The following is a 24451-nucleotide window of genomic DNA, read 5'->3' on the forward strand; positions in this document are numbered from 1 at the left end:
CTGACTCCATTCCGAACTCAGAAGTGAAACGCAGCCGCGCCGATGGTAGTGTGGCATTCGCCATGTGAGAGTAGGTCACCGCCAGGCACCTAATATGCGTGCTGATATAGCTCAGTTGGTAGAGCGCACCCTTGGTAAGGGTGAGGTCGGCAGTTCGAATCTGCCTATCAGCACCACTAAAATGAATGAGCCCCGGTCTTTTGGCCGGGGCTTTTTCGTTTCTGGCATCTTGGATACACTAAGCGCCTCTTAAAAGCGGTTCTCACCATGCACATCCTATCCAACACTCCCCTTCAGCCCTTTAATACATTCGGCCTTGCGGCCAATAGCTCAGGTTTTTGCCTGCTGGAAGACATCAATACGTTGCGCGAAGCTCTGCCCTTGGCTGCCAGCGCCAATGTCTTGGCTCTTGGCGGCGGTTCCAATGTGCTGTTCTGCGAAGATTATGAAGGGCTCATTCTCAAGAACGCCCTCCAAGGGCGAACAGTGCGTGAGAGCGATGACGCTTATCACCTGCATGTGATGGGGGGCGAAAGCTGGCCTGAACTAGTGGATTGGACGGTAGCACAGGGCCTTGGCGGCCTTGAGAACCTTGCGCTGATACCGGGGACAGCCGGAGCGGCGCCCATCCAGAATATCGGTGCCTATGGGGTGGAACTGGCCGAGCGCTGCGAGTACGTCGAGTTTATCGATTTTGACGGTGGCGGCCTGCACCGGCTGAGTCGCGAAGAATGTCGCTTTGGTTACCGGGACTCCATCTTTAAAGGTGAGCTGCAAGGCAAGGTGTTTATCACTGCCCTTGGCCTGCGACTGGAAAAGCAGTGGCAACCGGTACTGGACTATGCACCGCTTAGTGAACTGGCATATGATGGCGCTGAACCACACCAGATTAGCGAGCTGGTCAAGTCGGTTCGCCGGGCTAAATTACCTGATCCCTCTCTTTTGGGTAACGCCGGTAGCTTTTATAAGAATCCAACAATTACAAGAACAGCATTCGATGCGTTGAAAGAAGGTTATCCCGACTTGCCAGGCTTTATCCAAGCCGATGAGCAGGTCAAGGTGCCAGCCGCCTGGCTTATCGATAAGGCCGGGTGGAAGGGCAAGCGCCTGGGGGGAGCAGGCGTGCACCAGCATCAGGCACTGGTTTTGGTCAACTATGGCCAAGCGACCGCCAATGATGTGCTGACGCTGGCGCGTCAGATCCGGGATGACGTAGAAGCCAAGTTTGGTATCCGACTGGTCCCTGAGATCCGGTTGATTGGCGCATCGGGAGAATTTTCACTTTAAATAGATGCGTTCAAATGAAAAAACTCGACCCCGCCAATCAGCTGCTGTTAGCGCAGCTTGCTGATGGGCGCTTCCATTCAGGCGAGGAACTGGGAGAAATGCTGTCCCTGTCCCGCGCATCAATCTCCAAACGGATGGCAGAACTCAGGCGCCTTGGCCTGGACGTGTTCAGCGTCAAAGGCAAAGGTTACCGCCTGCCGTATCCCATCTCCTTACTGGATGAATCCAGGCTCAAAGCGTCCATTGGCGAGAACCTTCAGGTATGGTCCGAAGTTGGTTCAACCAACGACCTACTAAAAGACGCTGCTAGCCTGACCAGCGGCGACGTGGTGCTGGCCGAGTGTCAAACTGCCGGGCGGGGTAGAAGAGGGCAGACTTGGGTTTCGCCCTTTGGAGCCCACCTCTATTTCAGCCTGTTCTGGCAATTAGATAGCCGCCATGCCGCGTTACAAGGGTTGAGCCTGGTGACCGGCGTCGCCGTTGCCAAAGCCATTAATGATTGGCTGGGTGATGCGGTACGTCTTAAGTGGCCAAACGACCTTTACCACAATGGCCGCAAGCTAGGCGGTATTCTGGTGGAGATGGTTGGCCAAGCTAATGGGCCGGTGAACATCATTATCGGTGTCGGCCTTAATGTGGCCATGCCCCCAGAATCGGCCAGTAGGATAGATCAACCCTGGGTGGACTTACAGCAAATCTATGGTCAGCAAGTCGACCGTACTGAGCTTGCTAATAAGGTCATCAGTGCCTTGCACGAAGCCCTCGCCCTTTTTGCCGATAAAGGCCTTGCCGCCTTTGTTGATGATTGGAATCGCTTGGATTGCTTTTGGGGGCAGGCCGTTGTCCTTAAAAACGAGAAGAGCCAGCAGGTGGGTATTTGCCGCGGTATTGAAGGCGATGGCGCCTTGCTGCTGGAAGCCGGCGGCCAGGTTACCCGCATTTATGGCGGCGAATTATCAATGAGAAGCCATGACAACGTTCTTGGTTGAAGCCGGTAACAGCTTCCTTAAATCGGCGGTGCTTTCGGGGGCAGAGTTGTCCCCCTCTATACGTTTTCAAGCCGAGCAGATTGCGGCGATGCCGGTGCCGGCAGATTGCCAACGGATGCTCTTCGCTTCTGTGGGCAATGAGGCAATAGCCGAAGCGCTTTTCTCGTTTGCCATGTCGCAGGGTATTGAGTGCCTTGAGATTAAAAGTGAGGCCAAGGCTTTTGGAGTCACCAGTGCCTATGCCGAGCCGCAGCGCTTAGGGGTTGACCGTTGGCTCGCCATGCTGGCCGCTTTTAATGAAGCTAAAGGCGCCTGCTTGGTGCTGGATATCGGTACCGCTGCCACAGCGGACCTTATCGATAACAACGGCCAGCACCTTGGCGGTTGGATCGCCCCTGGCTTTCAAATGATGACCGATGCGGTACTGAGCCGGACGGCGAAGGTCATTGGCCTTGAGCCTACCGAAGGGGAACTGGTTTTTGGCGCCAGCACCGGCACCGGCTTATATGCCGGTTGCCGTGCCATGGTCACAGGCTTTGTAACCTCAGCCATCGCCACGGCAAAGGCCCAGATTGGCCAGGACATTCCCCTGTTCTTTACCGGCGGTGGTATTCGCCACTTGCCCAATTCAATGGGTTCTTTGGGAAGGTACCGGCCTGACCTGGTGCTTGAAGGACTGGCCCTCTACTCTTAGCTGTTGGACAAAGTTTGCACAAGTGACCGCTTTTACAGGCAAATAGCTGCAACAAGCTATTGCCCTGGCTTTCACTCTCTCTTAGAATGCGCACCACTTAATGGGCTTCTGACCGGCCTGCAGCGTGCAATACGCTCGAATCAGGACAGGACAATTCGGTGGGGTTCCCGAGTGGCCAAAGGGATCAGACTGTAAATCTGACGGCTCAGCCTTCGAAGGTTCGAATCCTTCCCCCACCACCATATTCATGGTTTGAGGTAGCCTCTCAAAAAGGGATAGTTAGCGGGCATCGTATAATGGCTATTACCTCAGCCTTCCAAGCTGATGATGCGGGTTCGATTCCCGCTGCCCGCTCCAAATAATGTGTGCTGATATAGCTCAGTTGGTAGAGCGCACCCTTGGTAAGGGTGAGGTCGGCAGTTCGAATCTGCCTATCAGCACCACTTTTCCCTCCCTGCCTTTCAAGCCATAATATCTTTCTTGTAAATGCCATTTTTGAAGACTGCCTTGTGGCCAGTCAAATTGTGAACCGAGGGACTATCATGTCTAAAGAAAAATTCGAGCGTACGAAGCCGCACGTCAACGTAGGTACCATCGGTCACGTTGACCACGGTAAAACCACCCTGACTGCCGCCATCACTTCCGTACTGGCCAAAACCTACGGCGGTGCTGCCCGCGCTTTCGACCAAATCGACAACGCGCCGGAAGAAAAGGCTCGTGGTATCACCATCAACACTTCTCACGTTGAGTACGATACCCCGACTCGTCACTACGCCCACGTTGACTGCCCCGGCCACGCCGACTACGTCAAAAACATGATCACCGGTGCTGCCCAGATGGACGGCGCGATCCTGGTAGTAGCTGCCACCGACGGCCCGATGCCGCAAACCCGTGAGCACATCCTGCTGGGTCGCCAGGTAGGCGTTCCTTACATCATCGTGTTCATGAACAAGTGCGACATGGTTGATGACGAAGAGCTGCAAGAGCTGGTCGAAATGGAAGTGCGCGAACTGCTGTCCGCCTACGACTTCCCTGGCGACGACCTGCCGGTCATCAAAGGTTCTGCTCTGAAAGCGCTGGAAGGCGACGCAGAGTGGGAAGCCAAGATCATCGAGCTGGGCGAAGCCCTGGACACCTACATCCCTGAGCCGGAGCGCGCTATCGACAAGCCGTTCATCCTGCCTGTGGAAGACGTGTTCTCCATCTCCGGCCGCGGTACCGTAGTAACCGGTCGTGTAGAGCAAGGCATCGTCAAAGTTGGTGAAGAAGTGGAAATCGTCGGTATCAACCCGACCACCAAAACCACTTGTACTGGCGTAGAAATGTTCCGCAAGCTGCTGGACGAAGGCCGTGCTGGTGAGAACGTAGGTGTTCTGCTGCGTGGTACCAAGCGTGACGAAGTAGAGCGTGGCCAAGTACTGTGTAAGCCTGGTTCAATCAAGCCGCACACCAAGTTCGAATCCGAAGTGTACGTGCTGAGCAAAGAAGAAGGTGGTCGTCATACTCCGTTCTTCAAAGGCTACCGTCCGCAGTTCTACTTCCGTACTACTGACGTGACCGGCACCATCGAACTGCCAGAAGGCGTAGAGATGGTAATGCCTGGCGACAACATCCAGATGGTAGTAGAGCTGATCGCTCCTATCGCGATGGATGAAGGTCTGCGCTTCGCTATCCGCGAAGGTGGCCGTACCGTAGGCGCCGGCGTAGTAGCCAAAATCATCGCCTAATCGCGATGATTGCCAGAAAACAGGGCGCCTCGGCGCCCTGTTTTTCTGAGTAAGCGAAAAAAATCCTGTGGCCTCATAATCCCAGAAGAAATATTGCGCACATTCTGTTAGTATCGGCAGCTCGCTTGCGCGAGGTCGCAAATTAACTGGAAAGGTAGTGGAAGAGGGCGCTATGGCGCCTGGGAGAGAACGATAAAATGACTCCCCGTTTCCGCTGCCAGAGGCGCCATTCGCAGGATGGCTCCGAATCGACGAAAATTGACTAGGTTGGTCATGATGAGTGTGAATACTGAACATCAACAGCAGCCCAAAGGCGGCGCGCTGGATGTAGTTTTGTGGATCCTGGTTGTTGCTCTGCTGTGTGGCCTGGTAGTGGTTAACCACTTCTACGGCCAAGACACTTCCATGCTGATCCGTGCTGTGATTGGTGTGGCAGCCTTCGCCATTGCTATTGGTTTGGCTGCATTGACCCGCAAGGGCAAGCAAGCGCTGGCTTTTGCCAAGGAATCACGCACTGAAGTTCGCAAGGTTGTTTGGCCGACTCGTCAGGAAACCGTCCACACCACGCTTATCATCATGGCGGCTGTGGCCGTTATGGGCCTGCTGCTGTGGGCGATGGATGGCATCCTGGTAAGGGTGATCGGCTGGTTCACTGGTTTGGAGATCTAATACCTATGTCAGAACAGAAAAAACGCTGGTATGTGGTCCAGGCCTTCTCTGGCTTTGAGTCCCGTGTAGCTCAGTCGCTGCGCGAGCACATCAAGATGCACGGCATGGAAGAGCATTTCGGTGAAGTGTTGGTTCCTACCGAAGAAGTAGTGGAAATGCGCGCCGGCCAGAAGCGCAAGTCCGAGCGTAAATTCTTCCCAGGCTACGTGCTGGTGCATATGGTCATGAATGACGAATCCTGGCACCTGGTACGTTCCATTCCCCGGGTGATGGGTTTCATTGGCGGTACCTCCGACCGCCCGGCACCGATCTCCGATAAAGAGGCCGATGCCATCCTCAATCGTCTGCAAGAAGCTGTGGACAAGCCGCGTCACAAGACCCTGTTCGAGCCCGGTGAAGTGGTACGGGTTAACGATGGTCCTTTTGCCGACTTCAACGGCGTGGTCGAAGAAGTGGACTACGAGAAGAGCCGCGTGAAAGTGTCTGTGATGATCTTCGGCCGCTCCACTCCGGTAGAGCTGGATTTCGGGCAGGTCGAAAAAGGCTAACGCACGAAAAATCGTCAAGTCGCTTGGCAGGGGCAGCGAGATTCAGTAGAATTCGCTGCCCTAATTTCTTTAGGGACCCCAAAGGGGAGCCTCTTTCGAGGCGCTAGAACCCAAATAATGAGGTAAATCATGGCTAAGAAAGTAACAGCCTACATCAAGCTGCAGGTTGCAGCTGGTATGGCTAACCCCAGCCCGCCGATCGGTCCTGCCCTGGGTCAGCACGGCGTGAACATCATGGAATTCTGTAAAGGCTTCAACGCCCGTACAGAATCCCTGGAAAAAGGCATGCCGCTGCCTGTGGTTATCACCGTGTACAGCGACCGTTCCTTCACCTTCATCACCAAAACCCCGCCTGCCAGCTTCCTGCTGAAGAAAGCGGCCGGTATCAAGAGCGGTTCCAAAAAGCCGCACGTTGATAAAGTGGGTAAGGTTAACCGCGCTCAGCTGGAAGAAATTGCCAAGCTCAAAGAGCCGGATCTGACCGCAGCCGACATGGACGCCGCCGTGCGTACCATCGCTGGCTCTGCCCGTTCCATGGGCCTGGTAGTGGAGGACTAAGACATGGCTAAGCTGACCAAGCGTATGCGTCTCATCCGTGAGAAAGTCAACGCCACCCAAGACTACGCCATCAACGAAGCCGTTGCCCTGCTCAAAGAGCTGGCCACCGCCAAATTCGTTGAGAGCATCGACGTTGCCGTGAACCTCGGTATCGACGCACGTAAATCCGACCAAAACGTTCGTGGCGCCACCGTGCTGCCCAACGGCACTGGCCGTAGCGTTCGTGTAGCCGTGTTCACCCAAGGTGCCAACGCTGAAGCCGCCAAGGCTGCTGGCGCTGACATCGTGGGTATGGAAGACCTGGCCGAGCAAGTTAAAGCCGGTCAAATGGACTTCGACGTGGTTATCGCTTCTCCCGACGCCATGCGTGTTGTGGGTATGCTGGGCCAGATCCTGGGTCCCCGCGGCCTGATGCCGAACCCGAAAGTCGGTACTGTAACCCCTAACGTTGCCGAAGCTGTTAAAAACGCCAAGGCCGGTCAGGTGCGTTACCGCAACGACAAAAACGGTATCATCCATACCACCATTGGTAAGGTTGATTTCGAAGACAGCAAGCTCAAGGAAAACCTTGAAGCTCTGCTGGCTGCCCTGAAGAAAGCGAAACCCGCTACTTCCAAAGGTCAGTTCATTAAGAAAATCAGCCTGTCCACCACCATGGGCGCTGGTGTTTCTATCGATCAAAGCTCTCTGGACGTTCAATAATCCAGCTGCTTTGAGAGAGATTGGCGAAAGCGTCAGCAGGTGTTATACTCTGGCGCTTTCGCATGGGTCGACGTTCAAGTTTTGAACGTTCGTCCAAGACCGTAGGAGCCTTCAGGCTTAAACCTTTCCTACGCAGACGGTGTAGGCCCTAAGAGATTTTCTCTCTTGGATGCTGTCACCGTGAGGTTGTCAGGGATTTCCCCTGACATGTATTACTACCGGTTTGACCGGTGAAATCCAGGAGTAAGCCAATGGCATTAAGACTCGACGACAAAAAAGCAATTGTTGCTGAAGTCAACGAAGCTGCCAAAGGCGCGCTTTCTGCAGTTGTTGCCGATTCTCGCGGCGTAACTGTAGCAGCAATGACTCAGCTGCGTGCGACTGCCCGTTCTCAGGGTATTTTCGTGAAGGTTGTTCGTAACACCCTCGCGCGTCGTGCTGTAGAAGGTACTGATTATTCAGTACTGTCTGACGTCTTTGTTGGCCCAACTTTGATCGCTTTCTCTAACGAGCACCCCGGTGCCGCGGCACGTCTGTTCAAAGACTTTGCCAAAGAGAACGACAAGTTTGAGGTAAAAGGTGCTGCCTTTAACGGGGAATTTATCCCTGCAGCAGACATTGACCGTCTCGCAAAACTGCCGACCTACGAAGAAGCTCTGGCGAAGCTGATGGCGACTATGAAAGAAGCCGCCGCTGGCAAGCTGGTTCGTACCCTGGCCGCACTGCGCGAGAAAAAAGAAGCCGAAGCTGCCTAAGGGCTGTTTGGGTGTAACAAATACTTCAGTAATTAGGAACTTGAGTCATGTCCGTAACTAAAGATCAAATCCTTGAAGCCGTAGCCGCCATGTCCGTAATGGAAGTGGTTGAGCTGGTTGAAGCCATGGAAGAGAAATTCGGCGTTTCTGCCGCTGCTGCTGTTGCCGTTGCTGGCGACGCTGCTGCTGCCGTCGAAGAGCAAACTGAGTTCAACGTTGTTCTGACCGCTGCTGGCGCGAACAAAGTTGCTGCTATCAAAGCCGTTCGCGGCGCTACCGGTCTGGGCCTGAAAGAAGCCAAAGACCTGGTTGAGTCTGCTCCTGCTGTCATCAAAGAAGCTATCTCCAAAGGCGAAGCCGAAGCGCTCAAGAAAGAACTCGAAGAAGCCGGTGCTTCTGTTGAGATCAAGTAATCTAGTTAATAGATTACAGCCCCTTCACGGGGGCAAAGGCTGGTGGCGTAGCGCCACCGGCCTTTTCGCGCTGTAGGAATAGGCAAAATTTCGCGTCGTTTATTTTGCCTATTCCGGCAGTTCGGTCACCCGGATTGCCGACGACAAAACGACGTTGCGCTGAGACTGTCCCGTCGGACATTAGTGGGTCACACTTTCGCGAGCTGAGGAACCCCATGGTGTACTCTTACACAGAGAAAAAACGCATCCGTAAGGATTTTGGTAAACGTTCACAAGTTCTGGACGTGCCTTTCCTGCTATCCATCCAGTTGGACTCTTTTACCAAGTTCATCGAGATGGACCCAGACGGTCAAAACGGCCTGGAAGCCGCTTTCCGTTCTGTTTTCCCGATCAAGAGCTATTCCGGCAATGCCGAGCTCCAATACGTCAGCTACCGTCTGGGTGAGCCCGTCTTTGACGTGCAAGAATGCCAGATCCGTGGTGTTACTTACGCAGCCCCGCTGCGGGTCAAACTGCGCCTGGTGCTGTTTGACAAAGAAGCGGCGCCCGGCACCGTAAAAGATATCCGCGAACAAGAAGTCTACATGGGTGAAATCCCCCTGATGACTGACAACGGTACCTTTGTTATAAACGGTACCGAGCGCGTTATCGTGTCTCAGTTGCACCGCTCTCCTGGCGTGTTCTTCGATCACGATCGTGGTAAGACCCACTCTTCCGGTAAGGTCCTCTACAACGCTCGCATCATTCCTTATCGTGGCTCCTGGCTGGATTTCGAGTTCGATCCCAAAGATAACCTCTTTGTGCGTATCGACCGTCGCCGCAAACTGCCGGCGTCCATCATCCTTCGTGCCTTGGATTACAGCACCGAGGAAATTCTTGATCTGTTCTTCGACAAGGTGACTTTCGAGATCAAGAAAGACAAGTTGATGATGACTCTGGTACCCGAGCGTCTTCGTGGCGACACTGCCAGCTTTGACATCAAGGGTATCGATGGCGAAGTGCTGGTCGAGACCGGCCGCCGCGTGACTGCTCGTCACGTTCGCCAGATGGAAAAGGACGGCATGGACAAACTGGAAGTACCTACCGATTACATCATCGGTAAGGTGCTGGCCAAAGACTATGTCGACCAATCCAGCGGTGAAGTCATTGCCGTGGCTAACCAGGAGCTGTCCCTGGATCTGCTGGCCAAGCTGTCTCAAGCCGGTTACAAGGCCGTTGAAACTCTGTATTTCAACGATCTCGACCACGGCGCTTACATGTCCGAGACCGTGCGTGTCGACTCCACCAATAGCCGCCTAGAAGCGCTGGTTGAGATCTACCGCATGATGCGTCCCGGTGAGCCGCCGACCCGCGAAGCCGCCGAAGCCCTGTTCAATAACCTCTTCTTCTCCGAAGAGCGTTACGACCTGTCCACCGTTGGCCGGATGAAGTTCAACCGCCGCGTGGGCCGCGATACCATCGAAGGCTCTGGCGTACTGGACAATCAGGACATCATCGATGTCATGAAGACCCTCATCGAGATCCGTAACGGTCGCGGTGAAGTGGACGACATCGACCACCTGGGTAACCGTCGCATCCGCTCCGTGGGCGAGATGGCCGAGAACCAGTTCCGCGTTGGCCTGGTGCGTGTAGAACGTGCTGTGCGCGAGCGTCTGTCCCTGGGCGACATGGACGGCCTGATGCCGCAAGACTTGATTAACGCCAAGCCTATTAGCGCTGCCGTTAAAGAGTTCTTCGGTTCCAGCCAGCTGTCTCAGTTCATGGACCAAAACAACCCGCTGTCCGAGGTTACCCACAAGCGCCGTATTTCGGCCCTGGGCCCGGGCGGTCTGACCCGTGAGCGTGCCGGCTTTGAGGTTCGTGACGTACACCCGACCCACTACGGTCGTCTGTGCCCCATCGAAACCCCTGAAGGCCCGAACATCGGTCTGATCAACTCACTGTCCTGCTTTGCCCGCACCAACGAGTACGGTTTCCTCGAAACCCCGTATCGTAAGGTTGTGGACGGCCAGGTGACCGATGATGTCGAGTACCTGTCTGCCATCGAAGAAGGCCAGTACGTGGTGGCCCAGGCCAACGCTTCCGTAGACGAAAACAACCGTCTGCTGGACGAGTTGGTGCCTTGCCGTCACAAGGGTGAATCAACCTACATGAACGCCAGCGACATTCAGCTGATGGACGTAAGTCCCCAGCAGATCGTTTCTGTTGCGGCGTCGCTGATCCCCTTCCTTGAACACGATGACGCCAACCGCGCCCTGATGGGTTCGAACATGCAACGTCAGGCCGTTCCGACCCTGCGCGCTGACAAGCCGCTGGTAGGTACCGGTATGGAGCGCACCGTAGCGGTGGACTCTGGCGTCTGTGTGGTGGCCAAACGTGGCGGCACCATCGACTACGTCGACGCCTCTCGTATCGTGGTTAAGGTCAATGAAGATGAAATGCTGCCTGGCGAAGCCGGCATCGACATCTACAACCTGATCAAATACACCCGTTCCAACCAGAACACCTGTATCAACCAAAAGCCGGTGTGTAACGTGGGCGACCCCATCGTGCGTGGCGACGTGCTGGCTGACGGCCCGTCCACCGACCTGGGCGATCTGGCTCTGGGCCAGAACATGCGCGTCGCGTTCATGCCCTGGAACGGTTACAACTTCGAAGACTCCATCCTCATCTCCGAACGCGTGGTGCAGGAAGATCGCTTCACCACCATCCACATTCAGGAACTGTCCTGTGTGGCGCGTGACACCAAGCTGGGGCCGGAAGAAATCACTGCCGATATCCCCAACGTCGGTGAGTCTGCCCTCTCCAAACTGGATGAGTCCGGTATCTGCTACATCGGTGCCGAAGTGAAGCCTGGCGACATCCTGGTCGGTAAGGTCACCCCCAAAGGTGAAACCCAACTGACCCCGGAAGAGAAACTGCTGCGCGCCATCTTTGGTGAGAAAGCCTCCGACGTTAAGGACACCTCCCTGCGTGTGCCCGGTTCCACTTACGGCACCGTAATCGACGTGCAGGTGTTCACCCGTGACGGCGTAGAGAAAGACAAGCGCGCTCTTGAAATCGAAGAGATGCAACTCAAGCAGGCCAAGAAAGACCTGACCGAAGAGTTCCAGATCCTCGAAGCCGGTATCTATGACCGTGCCAAGAACCTGCTGCTGTCTTCTGGTTTCGACGAAGCCAAATTGGTCAAGCTTGAGAAAGCCAAGCTGCTGGAACAGTCTATCGATGACGAAGCCAAGCAGGTTGAGCTGGAGAAGATCGCCGAGCAGCTCATCGAGATCAAAGCCGACTTCGACAAGAAGTTCGAAGCCAAGCGCGCCAAGATCATCCAAGGTGATGACCTGGCTCCTGGCGTGCTGAAGATAGTCAAGGTTTACTTGGCCGTTAAACGCCGCGTACAACCCGGTGACAAGATGGCCGGTCGTCACGGTAACAAAGGTGTTATCTCCACCATTGTTCCTGTGGAAGACATGCCGTACGACGAAAACGGCAACCCCGTTGACATCGTACTGAACCCGCTGGGCGTACCGTCGCGGATGAACATCGGTCAGATCCTCGAAACTCACCTGGGCATGGCTGCCAAAGGTGTGGGCGAGCGCATCAACGAGATGCTGCAAGAGCAGCGTGAAATCGCCGAACTGCGCGACTTCCTGAAGAAGGTTTATGCCCTGGGCAACTACCGTCAGCAGGTGGACATCGACAGCTTCAGCGATGACGAAGTCATCCGTCTGGCCAAACACCTTAAAGGTGGTGTGCCGATCGCCACTCCGGCTTTTGATGGCTGCGCCGAAGCCACCATCAAAGACATGCTGGAATTGGCCGGTCTGCCCCGTTCAGGCCAGATCAAGTTGCATGACGGTCGTACCGGTAATGAGTTCGAGCGCGCGGTAACCGTGGGTTACATGTACATGCTCAAACTTAACCACTTGGTTGACGACAAGATGCACGCCCGTTCCACCGGCTCTTACAGCCTGGTTACCCAGCAGCCGCTGGGTGGTAAGGCCCAGTTCGGTGGTCAGCGGTTCGGGGAGATGGAAGTCTGGGCTCTGGAAGCCTACGGCGCCGCCTACACCCTGCAGGAAATGCTCACCGTCAAGTCGGACGATGTGAACGGCCGTACCAAGATGTACAAAAACATCGTGGATGGCGATTACTCCATGGAGCCGGGCATGCCCGAGTCCTTCAACGTACTGCTGAAGGAAATCCGCTCTTTGGGTATCAACATCGAGCTGGACGAAGAGTAAGCCGCAAGGCCGAAGTGAATCGAGGTTTGGGGGCGGCGTTCGCGCCGCCCCGCAGGGTTTAACTCCGATAGGAGAAAAGCGTGAAAGACTTACTCAAGTTTTTGAAACAGCAGAACAAGACTGAAGAATTCGATGCCATTCGCATCGGTCTTGCGTCTCCTGACATGATTCGCTCCTGGTCTTACGGCGAAGTCAAAAAGCCTGAGACCATCAACTACCGTACCTTCAAGCCGGAGCGTGACGGTCTTTTCTGTGCCCGTATTTTCGGCCCAGTAAAAGACTACGAGTGTCTGTGCGGTAAGTACAAACGCCTCAAGCACCGTGGCGTTATCTGTGAAAAATGTGGTGTTGAAGTCACTCTGACCAAAGTGCGCCGTGAGCGCATGGGTCACATCGAGCTGGCCAGCCCCGTTGCCCACATCTGGTTCCTTAAGTCCCTGCCGTCCCGGATCGGCCTGCTGCTGGACATGACCCTGCGTGATATCGAGCGCGTGCTTTATTTCGAAAGCTACGTGGTTATCGAACCGGGCATGACCAACCTCGAAAAGAGCGCCATGCTGACCGAAGATCAGTACCTGGACGCCCTTGAGCAGTGGGGTGACGAGTTCGACGCCCGCATGGGTGCCGAAGCCGTGCAGGAGCTTCTCAAGCGTATCGAGCTCGAAAAAGAAATCGAGCAGATGCGTGAAGAGCTGCCCTCTATCAACTCCGAGACCCGTCGCAAGAAAGTGACCAAGCGTCTGAAGTTGATGGAAGCCTTCTTCAAATCCGGCAACAAGCCGGAGTGGATGATCATGGCTGTGCTGCCAGTGCTACCGCCGGACCTGCGTCCGCTGGTACCCCTGGACGGTGGCCGTTTCGCGACTTCTGATCTGAACGATCTGTACCGCCGCGTGATCAACCGTAACAACCGTCTCAAGCGCCTGCTGGACTTGGCTGCCCCCGATATCATCGTGCGCAACGAAAAGCGGATGCTGCAAGAAGCGGTTGATGCCCTGTTGGATAACGGCCGTCGTGGCCGTGCCATCACCGGTTCCAACCGTCGCCCGCTGAAATCCTTGGCCGACATGATCAAGGGTAAGCAAGGTCGTTTCCGTCAGAACCTGCTGGGTAAACGTGTCGACTACTCTGGTCGTTCCGTTATCACCGTAGGCCCGACCCTGCGCCTGCATCAGTGCGGTCTGCCCAAGAAGATGGCCCTTGAGCTGTTCAAGCCCTTCATCTACGGCAAGCTGGAAGCGCGCGGCCTCGCCACCACCATCAAAGCCGCCAAGAAAATGGTTGAGCGCGAAGTGGCCGAGGTATGGGACGTTCTGGATGAAGTGATCCGCGAACACCCCGTGCTGCTGAACCGTGCACCGACCCTGCACCGTCTGGGTATCCAGGCGTTCGAGCCCGTGCTGATTGAAGGTAAAGCCATTCAACTGCACCCGCTGGTCTGTGCCGCGTACAACGCTGACTTCGACGGTGACCAGATGGCGGTCCACGTACCGTTGACTCTGGAAGCCCAGCTTGAAGCCCGTGCACTGATGATGTCCACCAACAACATCCTGTCCCCGGCCAACGGTGAACCTATCATCGTGCCTTCTCAGGACGTTGTACTGGGCCTCTATTACATGAGCCGTGAGCGCATCAATGCCAAAGGTGAAGGCATGGTGCTGCGTGGTCCTAAGGAAGCCGAGAAAGTCTATCGCGCTGGCCTGGCTGACCTGCACGCTCGCGTCAAAGTCCGTATCACCCACTGGGTGGAAGCCGAGAATGGCGAATACGTTGCCGACATCCGTCTGACCGACACCACTGTTGGCCGCGCCATTCTGAGCCTCATTCAGCCCAAGGGCATGCCCTTTGAGCTGATCAACCAGAACATGGGTAAAAAGCAGATCTCTCGTCTGCTGAACGCCTGTTATCGTCGCCTGGGCCTGAAAGATACCGTTATCTTTGCTGACCAGCTGATGTACACCGGTTTCCATTACGCCACTCTGGCGGGTGCCTCCGTTGGTATCGATGACATGGTCATCCCCGATGCCAAAGCGGCCATCATTGCCGAGGCGGAAGCGGAAGTTGCCGAGATCCAGGAGCAGTTCTCCTCTGGTCTGGTAACTGCCGGCGAGCGTTACAACAAAGTAATCGATATCTGGTCAACCGCGAACGAGCGCGTTTCCAAAGCCATGATGAGCAACCTCTCTACCGAAGAAGTAGAGAACCGCGACGGCGAAATGGAAACTCAGGCGTCCTTCAACTCCATCTACATGATGGCGGACTCCGGCGCCCGGGGTAGTGCGGCTCAGATCCGTCAGTTGGCCGGTATGCGGGGCCTGATGGCCAAGCCCGATGGCTCCATCATCGAGACCCCCATCACCGCGAACTTCCGTGAAGGTTTGAACGTACTGCAGTACTTCATCTCCACGCACGGTGCGCGTAAAGGTCTGGCGGATACCGCACTGAAAACCGCGAACTCCGGTTACCTGACTCGTCGTCTAGTCGACGTGGCGCAAGATTTGGTTATTACCGAATCCGACTGTGGCACCCTCGAAGGTCTGTGGATGACTCCGCTGATCGAAGGCGGTGACGTAGTTGAGCCGCTGCGCGAGCGCGTACTGGGCCGTGTGGTCTGTGAAGACGTACTGGTTCCCGGCAGCGACGAAGTGCTGATGCCGCGTAACACCCTGCTGGACGAGGCCAAGGTGGATATCCTTGAAGCCAACTCCATCGACCAGGTGAAAGTGCGCTCCGTTATCACCTGTGATACCGACTTCGGTGTTTGTGCTCACTGTTACGGCCGCGACCTGGCCCGTGGTCACATCATCAACGGTGGTGAGTCCATCGGTGTTATCGCTGCCCAGTCCATCGGTGAGCCGGGTACCCAGCTGACCATGCGTACCTTCCACATCGGTGGTGCCGCATCTCGGGCGACTGCAGAGAACTCCATTCAGGTGAAAAACACCGGTTCTCTGAAGCTGCACAACGCCAAGTTCGTTGAGAACGTTGACGGTAAAGTGGTAGTGACTTCTCGCTCCACCGAGCTGACCGTAACCGACGAGAACGGCCGCGAGCGTGAGCGCTACAAGCTGCCCTACGGTGCCGTGCTGTCCAAGAAGGACGGTGAGGCCGTGACCGGTGGCGACATTGTTGCCAACTGGGATCCGCACACTCACCCGATCATTACCGAGGTAAAAGGTCGCATCAAGTTCGTGGACATGCTCGACGGCGTGACCATGAGCCGCCAGACTGACGACCTGACCGGTCTGTCCAGCATCGTTATCCTCGAGCCTTCTCAGCGCCCCAGCGCCGGTAAAGAGATGCGCCCGATGGTGAAATTGGTGGACGAGAAGGGTAAGGACGTAAACATTGCTGGTACCGATATTCCGGCCCAGTACTTCCTGCCTGGTAATGCCATTGTCAACCTCGATGACAACGTCGAAGTGGGTGTGGGTGACGCGCTGGCGCGTATTCCGCAGGAAACGTCCAAGACCCGCGACATCACCGGTGGTCTGCCACGGGTTGCCGACTTGTTCGAAGCCCGTCGCCCGAAAGAGCCGGCCATCCTGGCGGAAATCACCGGTACCATTTCCTTCGGTAAAGAAACCAAAGGTAAACGTCGCCTGGTGATCACCCCGGCCGAAGGCACCGCTTACGAAGAGATGATCCCGAAATGGCGTCAGCTCAACGTGTTCGAAGGTGAACAGGTTCAACGTGGTGAAGTTATCGCCGACGGTCCGGAAGCACCTCAGGACATCCTGCGCCTGCGTGGTATCGAAGCTGTTGCCCGTTACATCGTTAACGAAGTGCAAGACGTTTACCGTCTGCAAGGCGTTAAGATTAACGACAAGCACATCGAGACCATCGTTCGCCAGATGCTGCGTAAGTGCACCATCACCAATCCGGGTGATTCCGAGTTCCTGGAAGGCGAAACCCAGGAAGTGGCCCGCGTCAAGATCGCCAACCGTGAGCTGGAAGAAGCCGGCAAGCAACCTGCGAGCTTTGAGCGTCAGCTGCTGGGTATCACCAAAGCCTCTCTGGCTACCGAGTCGTTCATCTCCGCGGCCTCCTTCCAGGAGACCACCCGCGTACTGACCGAAGCGGCCGTGTCCGGTAAGGCCGATGACCTGCGTGGTCTGAAAGAGAACGTCATTGTGGGCCGTCTGATCCCGGCCGGTACCGGTTACTCCTATCACCAGGAGCGCAACCGTCAACGGAACCGCGGTGCCGTTGTTGCCGAGCCGCAGATGACTGCCGACGATGCAGAAAAAGCGCTGACCGATCTGCTGAACGCCGATCTGGGTGGCGAAGAGTAAAAGTTGTCATAACAACGTCAAAGGCCGTCCCTAAAGTGGACGGCCTTTGTTGTCTTGACACTTTTTTGAGCGGCATTTAGAATGCCGCGGCCCTTATTGGGGCGATTTTTCACCGTAAAAAGCATCTAACCAGGAGTTAGCAAGCTAATGGCTACAATTAACCAGCTGGTGCGCAAGCCCCGCGTCAAGAAAGTTGCTAAGAGCAACGTTCCTGCGCTGGAAGCCTGCCCCCAAAAGCGTGGTGTATGTACTCGTGTGTACACCACCACCCCGAAGAAGCCGAACTCCGCACTGCGTAAAGTTTGCCGTGTGCGTCTGACCAACGGCTTCGAAGTGACTTCCTACATTGGTGGCGAAGGCCACAACCTGCAGGAGCACTCCGTTGTTCTGATCCGTGGCGGTCGTGTAAAAGACCTGCCAGGTGTGCGTTATCACACCGTACGCGGCACCCTTGACTGTGCTGGCGTTAAAGATCGTAAGCAAGCCCGTTCCAAATACGGCGCCAAGCGGCCCAAGTCTTAATGGTTCTCCGTTAAGTAAGGCCAAGCTAAGTATTCATTAATTAGGTTTTGGGTAATCCCTGAAGCATACGGAGAATAAGTCATGCCAAGACGTCGCGTGATTGGTCAACGCAAGATCCTGCCTGATCCGAAATTCGGATCCGAGATCATTGCCAAATTTGTCAACGTTGTAATGGTTGACGGTAAGAAATCTACTGCCGAGAAGATCGTTTACGGTGCCCTGGACATCATGAACGAGAAAACCGGCAAGTCGCACCTGGAACTGTTCGAAACCGCCCTGGACAACGTTCGTCCTGCGGTCGAGGTTAAGTCCCGCCGTGTGGGTGGTTCCACCTACCAGGTGCCTGTTGAAGTACGCACTGTGCGTCGTAACACCCTGGCTATGCGCTGGCTGGTAGATGCTGCCCGTAAGCGCGGTGAAAAATCCATGGCTGCTCGTCTGGCCGGTGAACTGCTGGACGCTGCCGATAACAAAGGTTCTGCCGTTAAGAAGCGCGAAGACGTGCATCGCATGGCAGAAGCGAACAAAGCATTCGCTCACTACCGCTGGTAATGCTGTTGTGGCCCCTTTCGGGGGCCACCTATTTCACAGCATCACCATAGGTTTCTTAATTAGAGGAAAGCTATCGTGGCTCGCAAAACACCTATCGAGCGCTACCGCAATATCGGTATCAGCGCTCACATCGATGCAGGTAAAACGACCACCACTGAGCGGGTCCTGTTCTATACCGGTGTTTCTCACAAGATCGGTGAAGTACATGATGGCGCTGCCACCATGGACTGGATGGAGCAGGAGCAGGAGCGTGGTATCACCATTACCTCCGCTGCCACCACCGCTTTCTGGAGCGGCATGGGTAAGCAGTTCCCCGAGCACCGCATCAACATCATCGACACTCCCGGACACGTTGACTTTACCATCGAGGTAGAGCGTTCTATGCGTGTTCTGGATGGTGCGGTAATGGTTTACTGCGCTGTGGGCGGCGTTCAGCCCCAATCCGAAACCGTATGGCGCCAGGCGAACAAGTACCACGTACCCCGTATCGCCTTCGTCAACAAAATGGACCGTACCGGTGCTAACTTCCTGCGCGTTGTTGATCAAATCAAAACCCGCCTGAAAGCCACCCCGGTTCCAATTCAGCTGCCTATCGGCGCCGAAGAGCACTTCAAAGGTGTTATCGACCTTATCAAGATGAAGGCCATCAACTGGTCTGAAGAAGATATGGGTACCACTTTCACCTACGAAGACATTCCTGCCGACATGCAGGACCTGGCCGACGAATGGCGCATGAACATGGTGGAAGCTGCCGCTGAAGCCAACGAAGAACTGATGGAAAAGTACCTCGGCGGCGAAGAGCTGACCGAAGAGGAAATCAAAGAAGGCCTGCGCGCACGCGTGCTGAGCACTGACATCATTCTTTGTACCCTGGGTTCTGCGTTCAAGAACAAGGGTGTTCAGGCCATGCTGGATGCCGTTATCGAGTTCCTGCCTGCGCCGACCGACGTTCCGCCGATCAAGGGTGAACTGCCCAACGGTGAAGTCGCTGTGCGTAAGTCCAGCGATGACGAGCCCTTCTCTTCTCTGGCGTTCAAGATTGCTACCGACCCGTTCGTTGGCTCTCTGACCTTCTTCCGCGTTTACTCCGGTGTGGTTAACTCCGGTGACTCGGTTCTGAACGCCACCAAAGACAAGCGTGAGCGTATCGGCCGTATCGTACAGATGCACGCCAACAAGCGTGAAGAGATCAGCGAAGTTCGCGCCGGCGACATCGCCGCTGCCATCGGTCTGAAGGACGTCACCACCGGTGAAACCCTCTGTACCGAAGCTGATCCGATCATCCTCGAGCGCATGGAATTCCCTGAGCCGGTAATCTCCGTTGCCGTTGAGCCGAAGACCAAGTCTGACCAAGAAAAAATGGGTCTGGCTCTGGGTCGTCTGGCCAAGGAAGACCCCTCCTTCCGCGTTTGGACCGACGAAGAGTCTGGCCAAACCATCATCGCTGGTATGGGTGAGCTGCACCTGGAAATTCTCGTTGACCGTATGAAACGTGAATTCAAGGTTGAAGCCAACGTAGGTAAGCCGCAGGTTTCCTACCGCGAAACCATCCGCAACAGCGTTGAAGTTGAAGGTAAGTTCGTACGTCAGTCCGGTGGCCGCGGTCAGTTCGGTCACGTTTGGCTGCGCATTGAGCCAGTCGAAGAAGGCAAAGGCTACGAATTCGTCAACGCTATCGTGGGCGGTGTGGTTCCTAAGGAATACATCCCGGCCGTTGATAAAGGTGTTCAGGAACAGATGAAGAACGGTGTTCTCGCCGGCTACCCCATCGAAGACCTGAAAGTTACCCTGTACGACGGTTCCTACCACGACGTGGACTCCAACGAGATGGCGTTTAAAATCGCTGCCTCTATGGGTTTCAAAACCGGCTTTATGAAAGCCAATCCCGTGCTGCTCGAACCTATCATGAAGGTAGAAGTCGAAACGCCCGAGGAAAACATGGGTGATGTGATCGGTGACATCAACCGTCGCCGTGGCCTCATCGAAGGCATGGATGACGGCCCGTCCGGTAAGATCGTCCGTGGCCAGGTACCGCTTTCCGAAATGTTCGGTTACGCTACCGACCTGCGTTCTGCCACTCAAGGCCGTGCTTCTTACTCCATGGAGTTCTTGAAGTACCAAGAGTGTCCGAACAACATCGCCAAAGAAGTTATCGAAGCTCGCAAAGCTGGCGAGTAATACATAGCGAAAAAGGGCCAGCTCAGTGGCTGGCCCCCTTTTACATGAAGGATTTTAGCCGTGTCTAAAGAAAAATTTGAACGTACAAAACCCCACGTCAACGTAGGTACCATCGGTCACGTTGACCACGGTAAAACCACCCTGACTGCCGCCATCACCTCCGTACTGGCCAAAACCTACGGCGGTGCTGCCCGCGCTTTCGACCAAATCGACAACGCGCCGGAAGAAAAGGCTCGTGGTATCACCATCAACACTTCTCACGTTGAGTACGATACCCCGACTCGTCACTACGCCCACGTTGACTGCCCCGGCCACGCCGACTACGTCAAAAACATGATCACCGGTGCTGCCCAGATGGACGGCGCGATCCTGGTAGTAGCTGCCACCGACGGCCCGATGCCGCAAACCCGTGAGCACATCCTGCTGGGTCGCCAGGTAGGCGTTCCTTACATCATCGTGTTCATGAACAAGTGCGACATGGTTGATGACGAAGAGCTGCAAGAGCTGGTCGAAATGGAAGTGCGCGAACTGCTGTCCGCCTACGACTTCCCTGGCGACGACCTGCCGGTCATCAAAGGTTCTGCTCTGAAAGCGCTGGAAGGCGACGCAGAGTGGGAAGCCAAGATCATCGAGCTGGGCGAAGCCCTGGACACCTACATCCCTGAGCCGGAGCGCGCTATCGACAAGCCGTTCATCCTGCCTGTGGAAGACGTGTTCTCCATCTCCGGCCGCGGTACCGTAGTAACCGGTCGTGTAGAGCAAGGCATCGTCAAAGTTGGTGAAGAAGTGGAAATCGTCGGTATCAACCCGACCACCAAAACCACTTGTACTGGCGTAGAAATGTTCCGCAAGCTGCTGGACGAAGGCCGTGCTGGTGAGAACGTAGGTGTTCTGCTGCGTGGTACCAAGCGTGACGAAGTAGAGCGTGGCCAAGTACTGTGTAAGCCTGGTTCAATCAAGCCGCACACCAAGTTCGAATCCGAAGTGTACGTGCTGAGCAAAGAAGAAGGTGGTCGTCATACTCCGTTCTTCAAAGGCTACCGTCCGCAGTTCTACTTCCGTACTACTGACGTGACCGGCACCATCGAACTGCCAGAAGGCGTAGAGATGGTAATGCCTGGCGACAACATCCAGATGGTAGTAGAGCTGATCGCTCCTATCGCGATGGATGAAGGTCTGCGCTTCGCTATCCGCGAAGGTGGCCGTACCGTAGGCGCCGGCGTAGTAGCCAAAATCATCGCCTAATCGCGATGATTGCCAGAAGAAGGGGCGCCTCGGCGCCCCTTCTTTTTGCCTGAAGGGTAGGGTAGTGCTGGATTTTTGTGCGCCGGGGTTGAAATTGGCTGACGGCTACGTATAATGCCCCGACCTTCCATGTGAAGGTAATGCTCTTGCTGAAACAGGCGAACAATTGGTTCGCCACTACAGCAGCCCCGATATGGGGCTGACGGATAAGAGAATCGCTTCTCCCATCTCATCAGAGATGTGGTAGAGGTGCATTTTTTTGTCTGTAGCTCTTTAGTTCTTTTTAACGGAGTCAATTGCAATGGCTAATCAGCGTATCCGTATCCGCCTGAAGGCTTTCGATCACCGTTTGATCGATCAGTCTACTGCGGAAATCGTGGAAACGGCTAAGCGCACTGGTGCCCAGGTTCGCGGTCCTATTCCGCTGCCTACTCGCAAAGAGCGTTTCACCGTGCTGATCTCCCCGCACGTCAACAAAGATGCGCGGGATCAGTATGAGATCCGTACTCACAAGCGTCTGGTGGATATCGTAGAACCCACCGACAAGACTGTTGACGCCCTGATGCGCCTTGATCTGGCCGCTGGCGTCGACGTACAGATCAGCCTGGGCTGATCCTCTGCGTGGCAACACTCTGAACAGTCTTAGAGGTTTATAATGGCTATTGGTCTAGTCGGTAAAAAAATCGGGATGACCCGTATCTTCACTGAAGACGGCGTTTCCATTCCCGTGACCGTAATCCAAGTAGAAAGCAACCGCGTTACCCAGGTTAAGACCCTGGATACCGACGGTTACCGCGCGCTGCAAATCACCACTGGCTCCAAGAAAGCCAACCGTGTGACTAAACCGCAAGCGGGTCACTTTGCTAAAGCCGGTGTTGAAGCCGGCCGCGGCCTGTGGGAATTCCGTCTGGCAGACGGCGAAGGCGAAGGCCTGGAGCTGGGTGCCGAGCTGAGCGTAACCCTGTTCGAAGACGTCAAGAAAGTTGACGTAACCGGTACCTCTAAAGGTAAAGGCTTCGCAGGTGCTGTTAAGCGTTGGAACTTCCGCACTCAAGACGCCACTCACGGTAACTCCCTGTCTCACCGCGTACACGGTTCTATTGGTCAAAACCAATCCCCGGGTAAGGTATTCAAGGGCAAGAAGATGGCTGGTCATATGGGCGACGAACGCGTCACTACTCAGAACCTCGAACTGGTTCGTGTAGATGCCGAGCGTGGCCTGCTGCTGGTTAAAGGTGCTGTACCCGGCGCCACCGGTGGTGACCTCATCGTTAAACCCGCTGTGAAAGCGTAACGTCTGAGGAGATAGGTGATGGAATTGGTATTGAAAGACGCGCAAGGCGCTCTTGAAGTTTCCGAAGCTACCTTTGGGCGTGAGCTGAATGAAGCCCTGGTACACCAAGTAGTTGTAGCCTACGCTGCTGCTGCTCGTCAGGGTACCCGTGCTCAGAAGACCCGCTCTGAAGTATCCGGCGGCGGCAAGAAGCCCTTCCGTCAAAAAGGCACCGGCCGTGCCCGTGCCGGCACCATCCGCAGCCCGATCTGGCGCTCCGGTGGTGTGAATTTTGCGGCCAAACCGCAAAATTACGAGCAAAAAGTTAACAAGAAAATGTATCGCGGCGCGATCAAAAGCATCCTGTCTGAACTGGTTCGTCAGGAGCGTTTGGTTGTTGTCGAGAACTTCGGTGTTTCTGCACCCAAGACCAAAGAACTGGTTGCCAAGCTCGGCGAGCTGGAGCTGAAGGACGTGCTGATCGTGACTCAAGAAGTCGACGAGAATCTGTTCCTGGCTGCTCGCAACCTGTACAAGGTCGACGTGCGCGACGTGGCCGGTATCGACCCGGTGTCTCTGATCGCCTTCGACAAGGTGCTGATGACCGCTGGTGCTGTTAAGCAACTCGAGGAGATGCTGGCATGATCCGTGAAGAACGCATTCTGAAAGTCATTCGCGCCCCTCACGTCTCTGAAAAGAGCACGCTGGTAGCCGAGAAGTTCAACACTGTTGTGTTGAAAATCGCTACCGACGCTACTAAGGCCGAAGTTAAGGCTGCTGTAGAAAAGCTCTTCGAAGTGGAAGTGGACGCAGTTCGCACCGTAAACGTCAAAGGCAAAACCAAACGCCACGGCGCCCGTACCGGCCGCCGCAGTGATTGGAAAAAAGCCTATGTGACCCTGAAGGCCGGTCAAGCGATCGACTTCGGCGGCGCTGAGTAAGGGGAGGATTCAGAGCTATGGCTATCGTTAAATGTAAGCCGACATCTCCGGGTCGCCGCCACGTTGTTAAAGTGGTTAACCCTGAGCTGCACAAAGGCAAACCGCACGCCGCCCTGCTGGACAAAAAGTCCAAGTCTGGTGGTCGTAACAATGCTGGCCGCATCACTACCCGTCATATCGGTGGTGGTCACAAGCAGCATTACCGGATCATCGATTTCAAACGCACCAAAGATGGCGTTCCTGCCACTGTAGAGCGTCTGGAATACGATCCGAACCGTAGCGCCAACATCGCGCTGGTTCTGTACGCTGACGGTGAGCGTCGTTACATCCTGGCCCCTAAAGGCCTGCAGGCTGGCGACAAGATCCAATCCGGTGTAGATGCGCCTATCAAAGCAGGTAACGCCCTGCCGATGCGCAACATCCCCGTTGGTTCTACCGTTCACGCTGTAGAAATGAAGCCTGGCAAAGGCGCTCAGTTGGCTCGTTCCGCTGGTGCTTATGTTCAGATCGTTGCTCGCGACGGTGCTTACGTGACTGTGCGTCTGCGCAGTGGCGAAATGCGCAAAGTGCCTGCCGATTGCCGCGCCACCGTTGGTGAAGTGGGCAACGCTGAGCACATGCTGCGTCAACTGGGTAAAGCTGGTGCCAAACGCTGGCGCGGTGTTCGTCCGACCGTTCGTGGTGTTGCCATGAACCCGGTAGATCACCCGCACGGTGGTGGTGAAGGCCGTACCTCTGGTGGTCGTCACCCGGTTTCTCCGTGGGGCAAGCCTACCAAGGGCGCCAAAACCCGCAAGAACAAGCGTACCGATAAGTTCATCGTACGCCGTCGTAGCAAGTAAATAAGCTAGAGGAATCA

The 24451-nt window shown here is 55.4% G+C and carries 21 protein-coding genes, 4 tRNA genes and 1 rRNA gene; all 26 read left to right on the forward strand.

Translation table 11 applies throughout. From position 1 onward, the window contains the following. Window positions 1-87: ribosomal RNA gene (gene rrf, locus EDC28_RS20530) — 5S ribosomal RNA — on the forward strand; the annotation flags it as partial. Window positions 88-100: 13 nt separating this feature from the next. Continuing rightward, window positions 101-176, forward strand: a tRNA-Thr gene (locus EDC28_RS19380). Window positions 177-267: 91 nt separating this feature from the next. Then, window positions 268-1287 carry a UDP-N-acetylmuramate dehydrogenase gene (gene murB / locus EDC28_RS19385; RefSeq protein WP_123422710.1) on the forward strand — a complete coding sequence of 340 codons (1020 nt, stop codon included), beginning with the start codon at window positions 268-270 and terminating at the stop codon, window positions 1285-1287. Between the two features lie 14 nt (window positions 1288-1301). Next, complete coding sequence (gene birA, locus EDC28_RS19390) at window positions 1302-2276, forward strand: bifunctional biotin--[acetyl-CoA-carboxylase] ligase/biotin operon repressor BirA (protein ID WP_123422711.1); 975 nt, start codon at window positions 1302-1304, stop codon at window positions 2274-2276. Next, window positions 2257-2970: a type III pantothenate kinase gene (locus tag EDC28_RS19395; protein ID WP_123422712.1), complete on the forward strand. Its 714-nt coding sequence runs from the start codon at window positions 2257-2259 to the stop codon at window positions 2968-2970. Before birA ends, EDC28_RS19395 begins: the two co-directional genes overlap by 20 nt. A gap of 157 nt (window positions 2971-3127) precedes the next feature. Beyond that, window positions 3128-3212: transfer RNA gene (locus tag EDC28_RS19400), tRNA-Tyr, on the forward strand. Between the two features lie 40 nt (window positions 3213-3252). Further along, a tRNA-Gly gene (locus EDC28_RS19405) sits at window positions 3253-3327 on the forward strand. A 10-nt stretch (window positions 3328-3337) separates the two neighbouring features. Further along, a tRNA-Thr gene (locus EDC28_RS19410) sits at window positions 3338-3413 on the forward strand. A gap of 99 nt (window positions 3414-3512) precedes the next feature. Then, window positions 3513-4697: an elongation factor Tu gene (gene tuf, locus EDC28_RS19415; RefSeq protein WP_123422713.1), complete on the forward strand. Its 1185-nt coding sequence runs from the start codon at window positions 3513-3515 to the stop codon at window positions 4695-4697. A gap of 276 nt (window positions 4698-4973) precedes the next feature. Continuing rightward, window positions 4974-5366, forward strand: a complete 393-nt coding sequence (gene secE, locus EDC28_RS19420) for a preprotein translocase subunit SecE (protein WP_050660931.1) — start codon at window positions 4974-4976, stop codon at window positions 5364-5366. Between the two features lie 5 nt (window positions 5367-5371). Next, window positions 5372-5914 carry a transcription termination/antitermination protein NusG gene (nusG, locus tag EDC28_RS19425; RefSeq protein WP_050660922.1) on the forward strand — a complete coding sequence of 181 codons (543 nt, stop codon included), beginning with the start codon at window positions 5372-5374 and terminating at the stop codon, window positions 5912-5914. A 129-nt stretch (window positions 5915-6043) separates the two neighbouring features. After that, window positions 6044-6472, forward strand: a complete 429-nt coding sequence (rplK, locus tag EDC28_RS19430; protein WP_050660923.1) for a 50S ribosomal protein L11 — start codon at window positions 6044-6046, stop codon at window positions 6470-6472. A 3-nt stretch (window positions 6473-6475) separates the two neighbouring features. Next, window positions 6476-7174: a 50S ribosomal protein L1 gene (gene rplA / locus EDC28_RS19435; RefSeq protein ID WP_050660924.1), complete on the forward strand. Its 699-nt coding sequence runs from the start codon at window positions 6476-6478 to the stop codon at window positions 7172-7174. A 251-nt stretch (window positions 7175-7425) separates the two neighbouring features. Continuing rightward, window positions 7426-7929 (forward strand): 50S ribosomal protein L10, encoded by a 504-nt coding sequence (gene rplJ / locus EDC28_RS19440; protein WP_050660925.1) that lies wholly within the window; start codon window positions 7426-7428, stop codon window positions 7927-7929. Window positions 7930-7976: 47 nt separating this feature from the next. Next, the gene (rplL, locus tag EDC28_RS19445; RefSeq protein ID WP_008486784.1) at window positions 7977-8342 is read left to right on the forward strand and encodes a 50S ribosomal protein L7/L12; all 366 of its coding nucleotides are present in this window, start codon (window positions 7977-7979) and stop codon (window positions 8340-8342) included. A 215-nt stretch (window positions 8343-8557) separates the two neighbouring features. Continuing rightward, window positions 8558-12586 (forward strand): DNA-directed RNA polymerase subunit beta, encoded by a 4029-nt coding sequence (gene rpoB, locus EDC28_RS19455; RefSeq protein ID WP_123422714.1) that lies wholly within the window; start codon window positions 8558-8560, stop codon window positions 12584-12586. An 80-nt stretch (window positions 12587-12666) separates the two neighbouring features. Further along, window positions 12667-16881 (forward strand): DNA-directed RNA polymerase subunit beta', encoded by a 4215-nt coding sequence (gene rpoC / locus EDC28_RS19460; protein ID WP_050660928.1) that lies wholly within the window; start codon window positions 12667-12669, stop codon window positions 16879-16881. A gap of 147 nt (window positions 16882-17028) precedes the next feature. Beyond that, window positions 17029-17403, forward strand: coding sequence for a 30S ribosomal protein S12 (gene rpsL, locus EDC28_RS19465; protein ID WP_008486781.1), 375 nt, complete (start codon window positions 17029-17031; stop codon window positions 17401-17403). Between the two features lie 81 nt (window positions 17404-17484). Then, entirely contained in the window at window positions 17485-17955 is a 471-nt protein-coding gene (gene rpsG / locus EDC28_RS19470) for a 30S ribosomal protein S7 (protein ID WP_050660929.1), read from the forward strand. 75 nt (window positions 17956-18030) lie between these two features. Continuing rightward, window positions 18031-20133: an elongation factor G gene (fusA, locus tag EDC28_RS19475; RefSeq protein WP_050660930.1), complete on the forward strand. Its 2103-nt coding sequence runs from the start codon at window positions 18031-18033 to the stop codon at window positions 20131-20133. A gap of 60 nt (window positions 20134-20193) precedes the next feature. Continuing rightward, window positions 20194-21378 carry an elongation factor Tu gene (gene tuf, locus EDC28_RS19480; RefSeq protein WP_123422713.1) on the forward strand — a complete coding sequence of 395 codons (1185 nt, stop codon included), beginning with the start codon at window positions 20194-20196 and terminating at the stop codon, window positions 21376-21378. Between the two features lie 301 nt (window positions 21379-21679). Continuing rightward, the gene (rpsJ, locus tag EDC28_RS19485; protein WP_008486823.1) at window positions 21680-21991 is read left to right on the forward strand and encodes a 30S ribosomal protein S10; all 312 of its coding nucleotides are present in this window, start codon (window positions 21680-21682) and stop codon (window positions 21989-21991) included. A 42-nt stretch (window positions 21992-22033) separates the two neighbouring features. Next, window positions 22034-22672 carry a 50S ribosomal protein L3 gene (rplC, locus tag EDC28_RS19490; RefSeq protein ID WP_050660951.1) on the forward strand — a complete coding sequence of 213 codons (639 nt, stop codon included), beginning with the start codon at window positions 22034-22036 and terminating at the stop codon, window positions 22670-22672. 18 nt (window positions 22673-22690) lie between these two features. Beyond that, a complete protein-coding gene (rplD, locus tag EDC28_RS19495; protein ID WP_050660950.1) occupies window positions 22691-23296 on the forward strand; it encodes a 50S ribosomal protein L4 in 606 nt (201 codons plus the stop codon). Beyond that, window positions 23293-23592: a 50S ribosomal protein L23 gene (rplW, locus tag EDC28_RS19500; protein ID WP_050660949.1), complete on the forward strand. Its 300-nt coding sequence runs from the start codon at window positions 23293-23295 to the stop codon at window positions 23590-23592. The genes rplD and rplW overlap by 4 nt, the downstream gene beginning before the upstream one ends. Before the next feature lie 17 nt (window positions 23593-23609). Beyond that, a complete protein-coding gene (gene rplB, locus EDC28_RS19505) occupies window positions 23610-24434 on the forward strand; it encodes a 50S ribosomal protein L2 (protein ID WP_050660948.1) in 825 nt (274 codons plus the stop codon). Window positions 24435-24451 lie beyond the last annotated feature (17 nt).

Source organism: Gallaecimonas pentaromativorans (assembly GCF_003751625.1).
GTDB classification, from domain to species: domain Bacteria; phylum Pseudomonadota; class Gammaproteobacteria; order Enterobacterales; family Gallaecimonadaceae; genus Gallaecimonas; species Gallaecimonas pentaromativorans.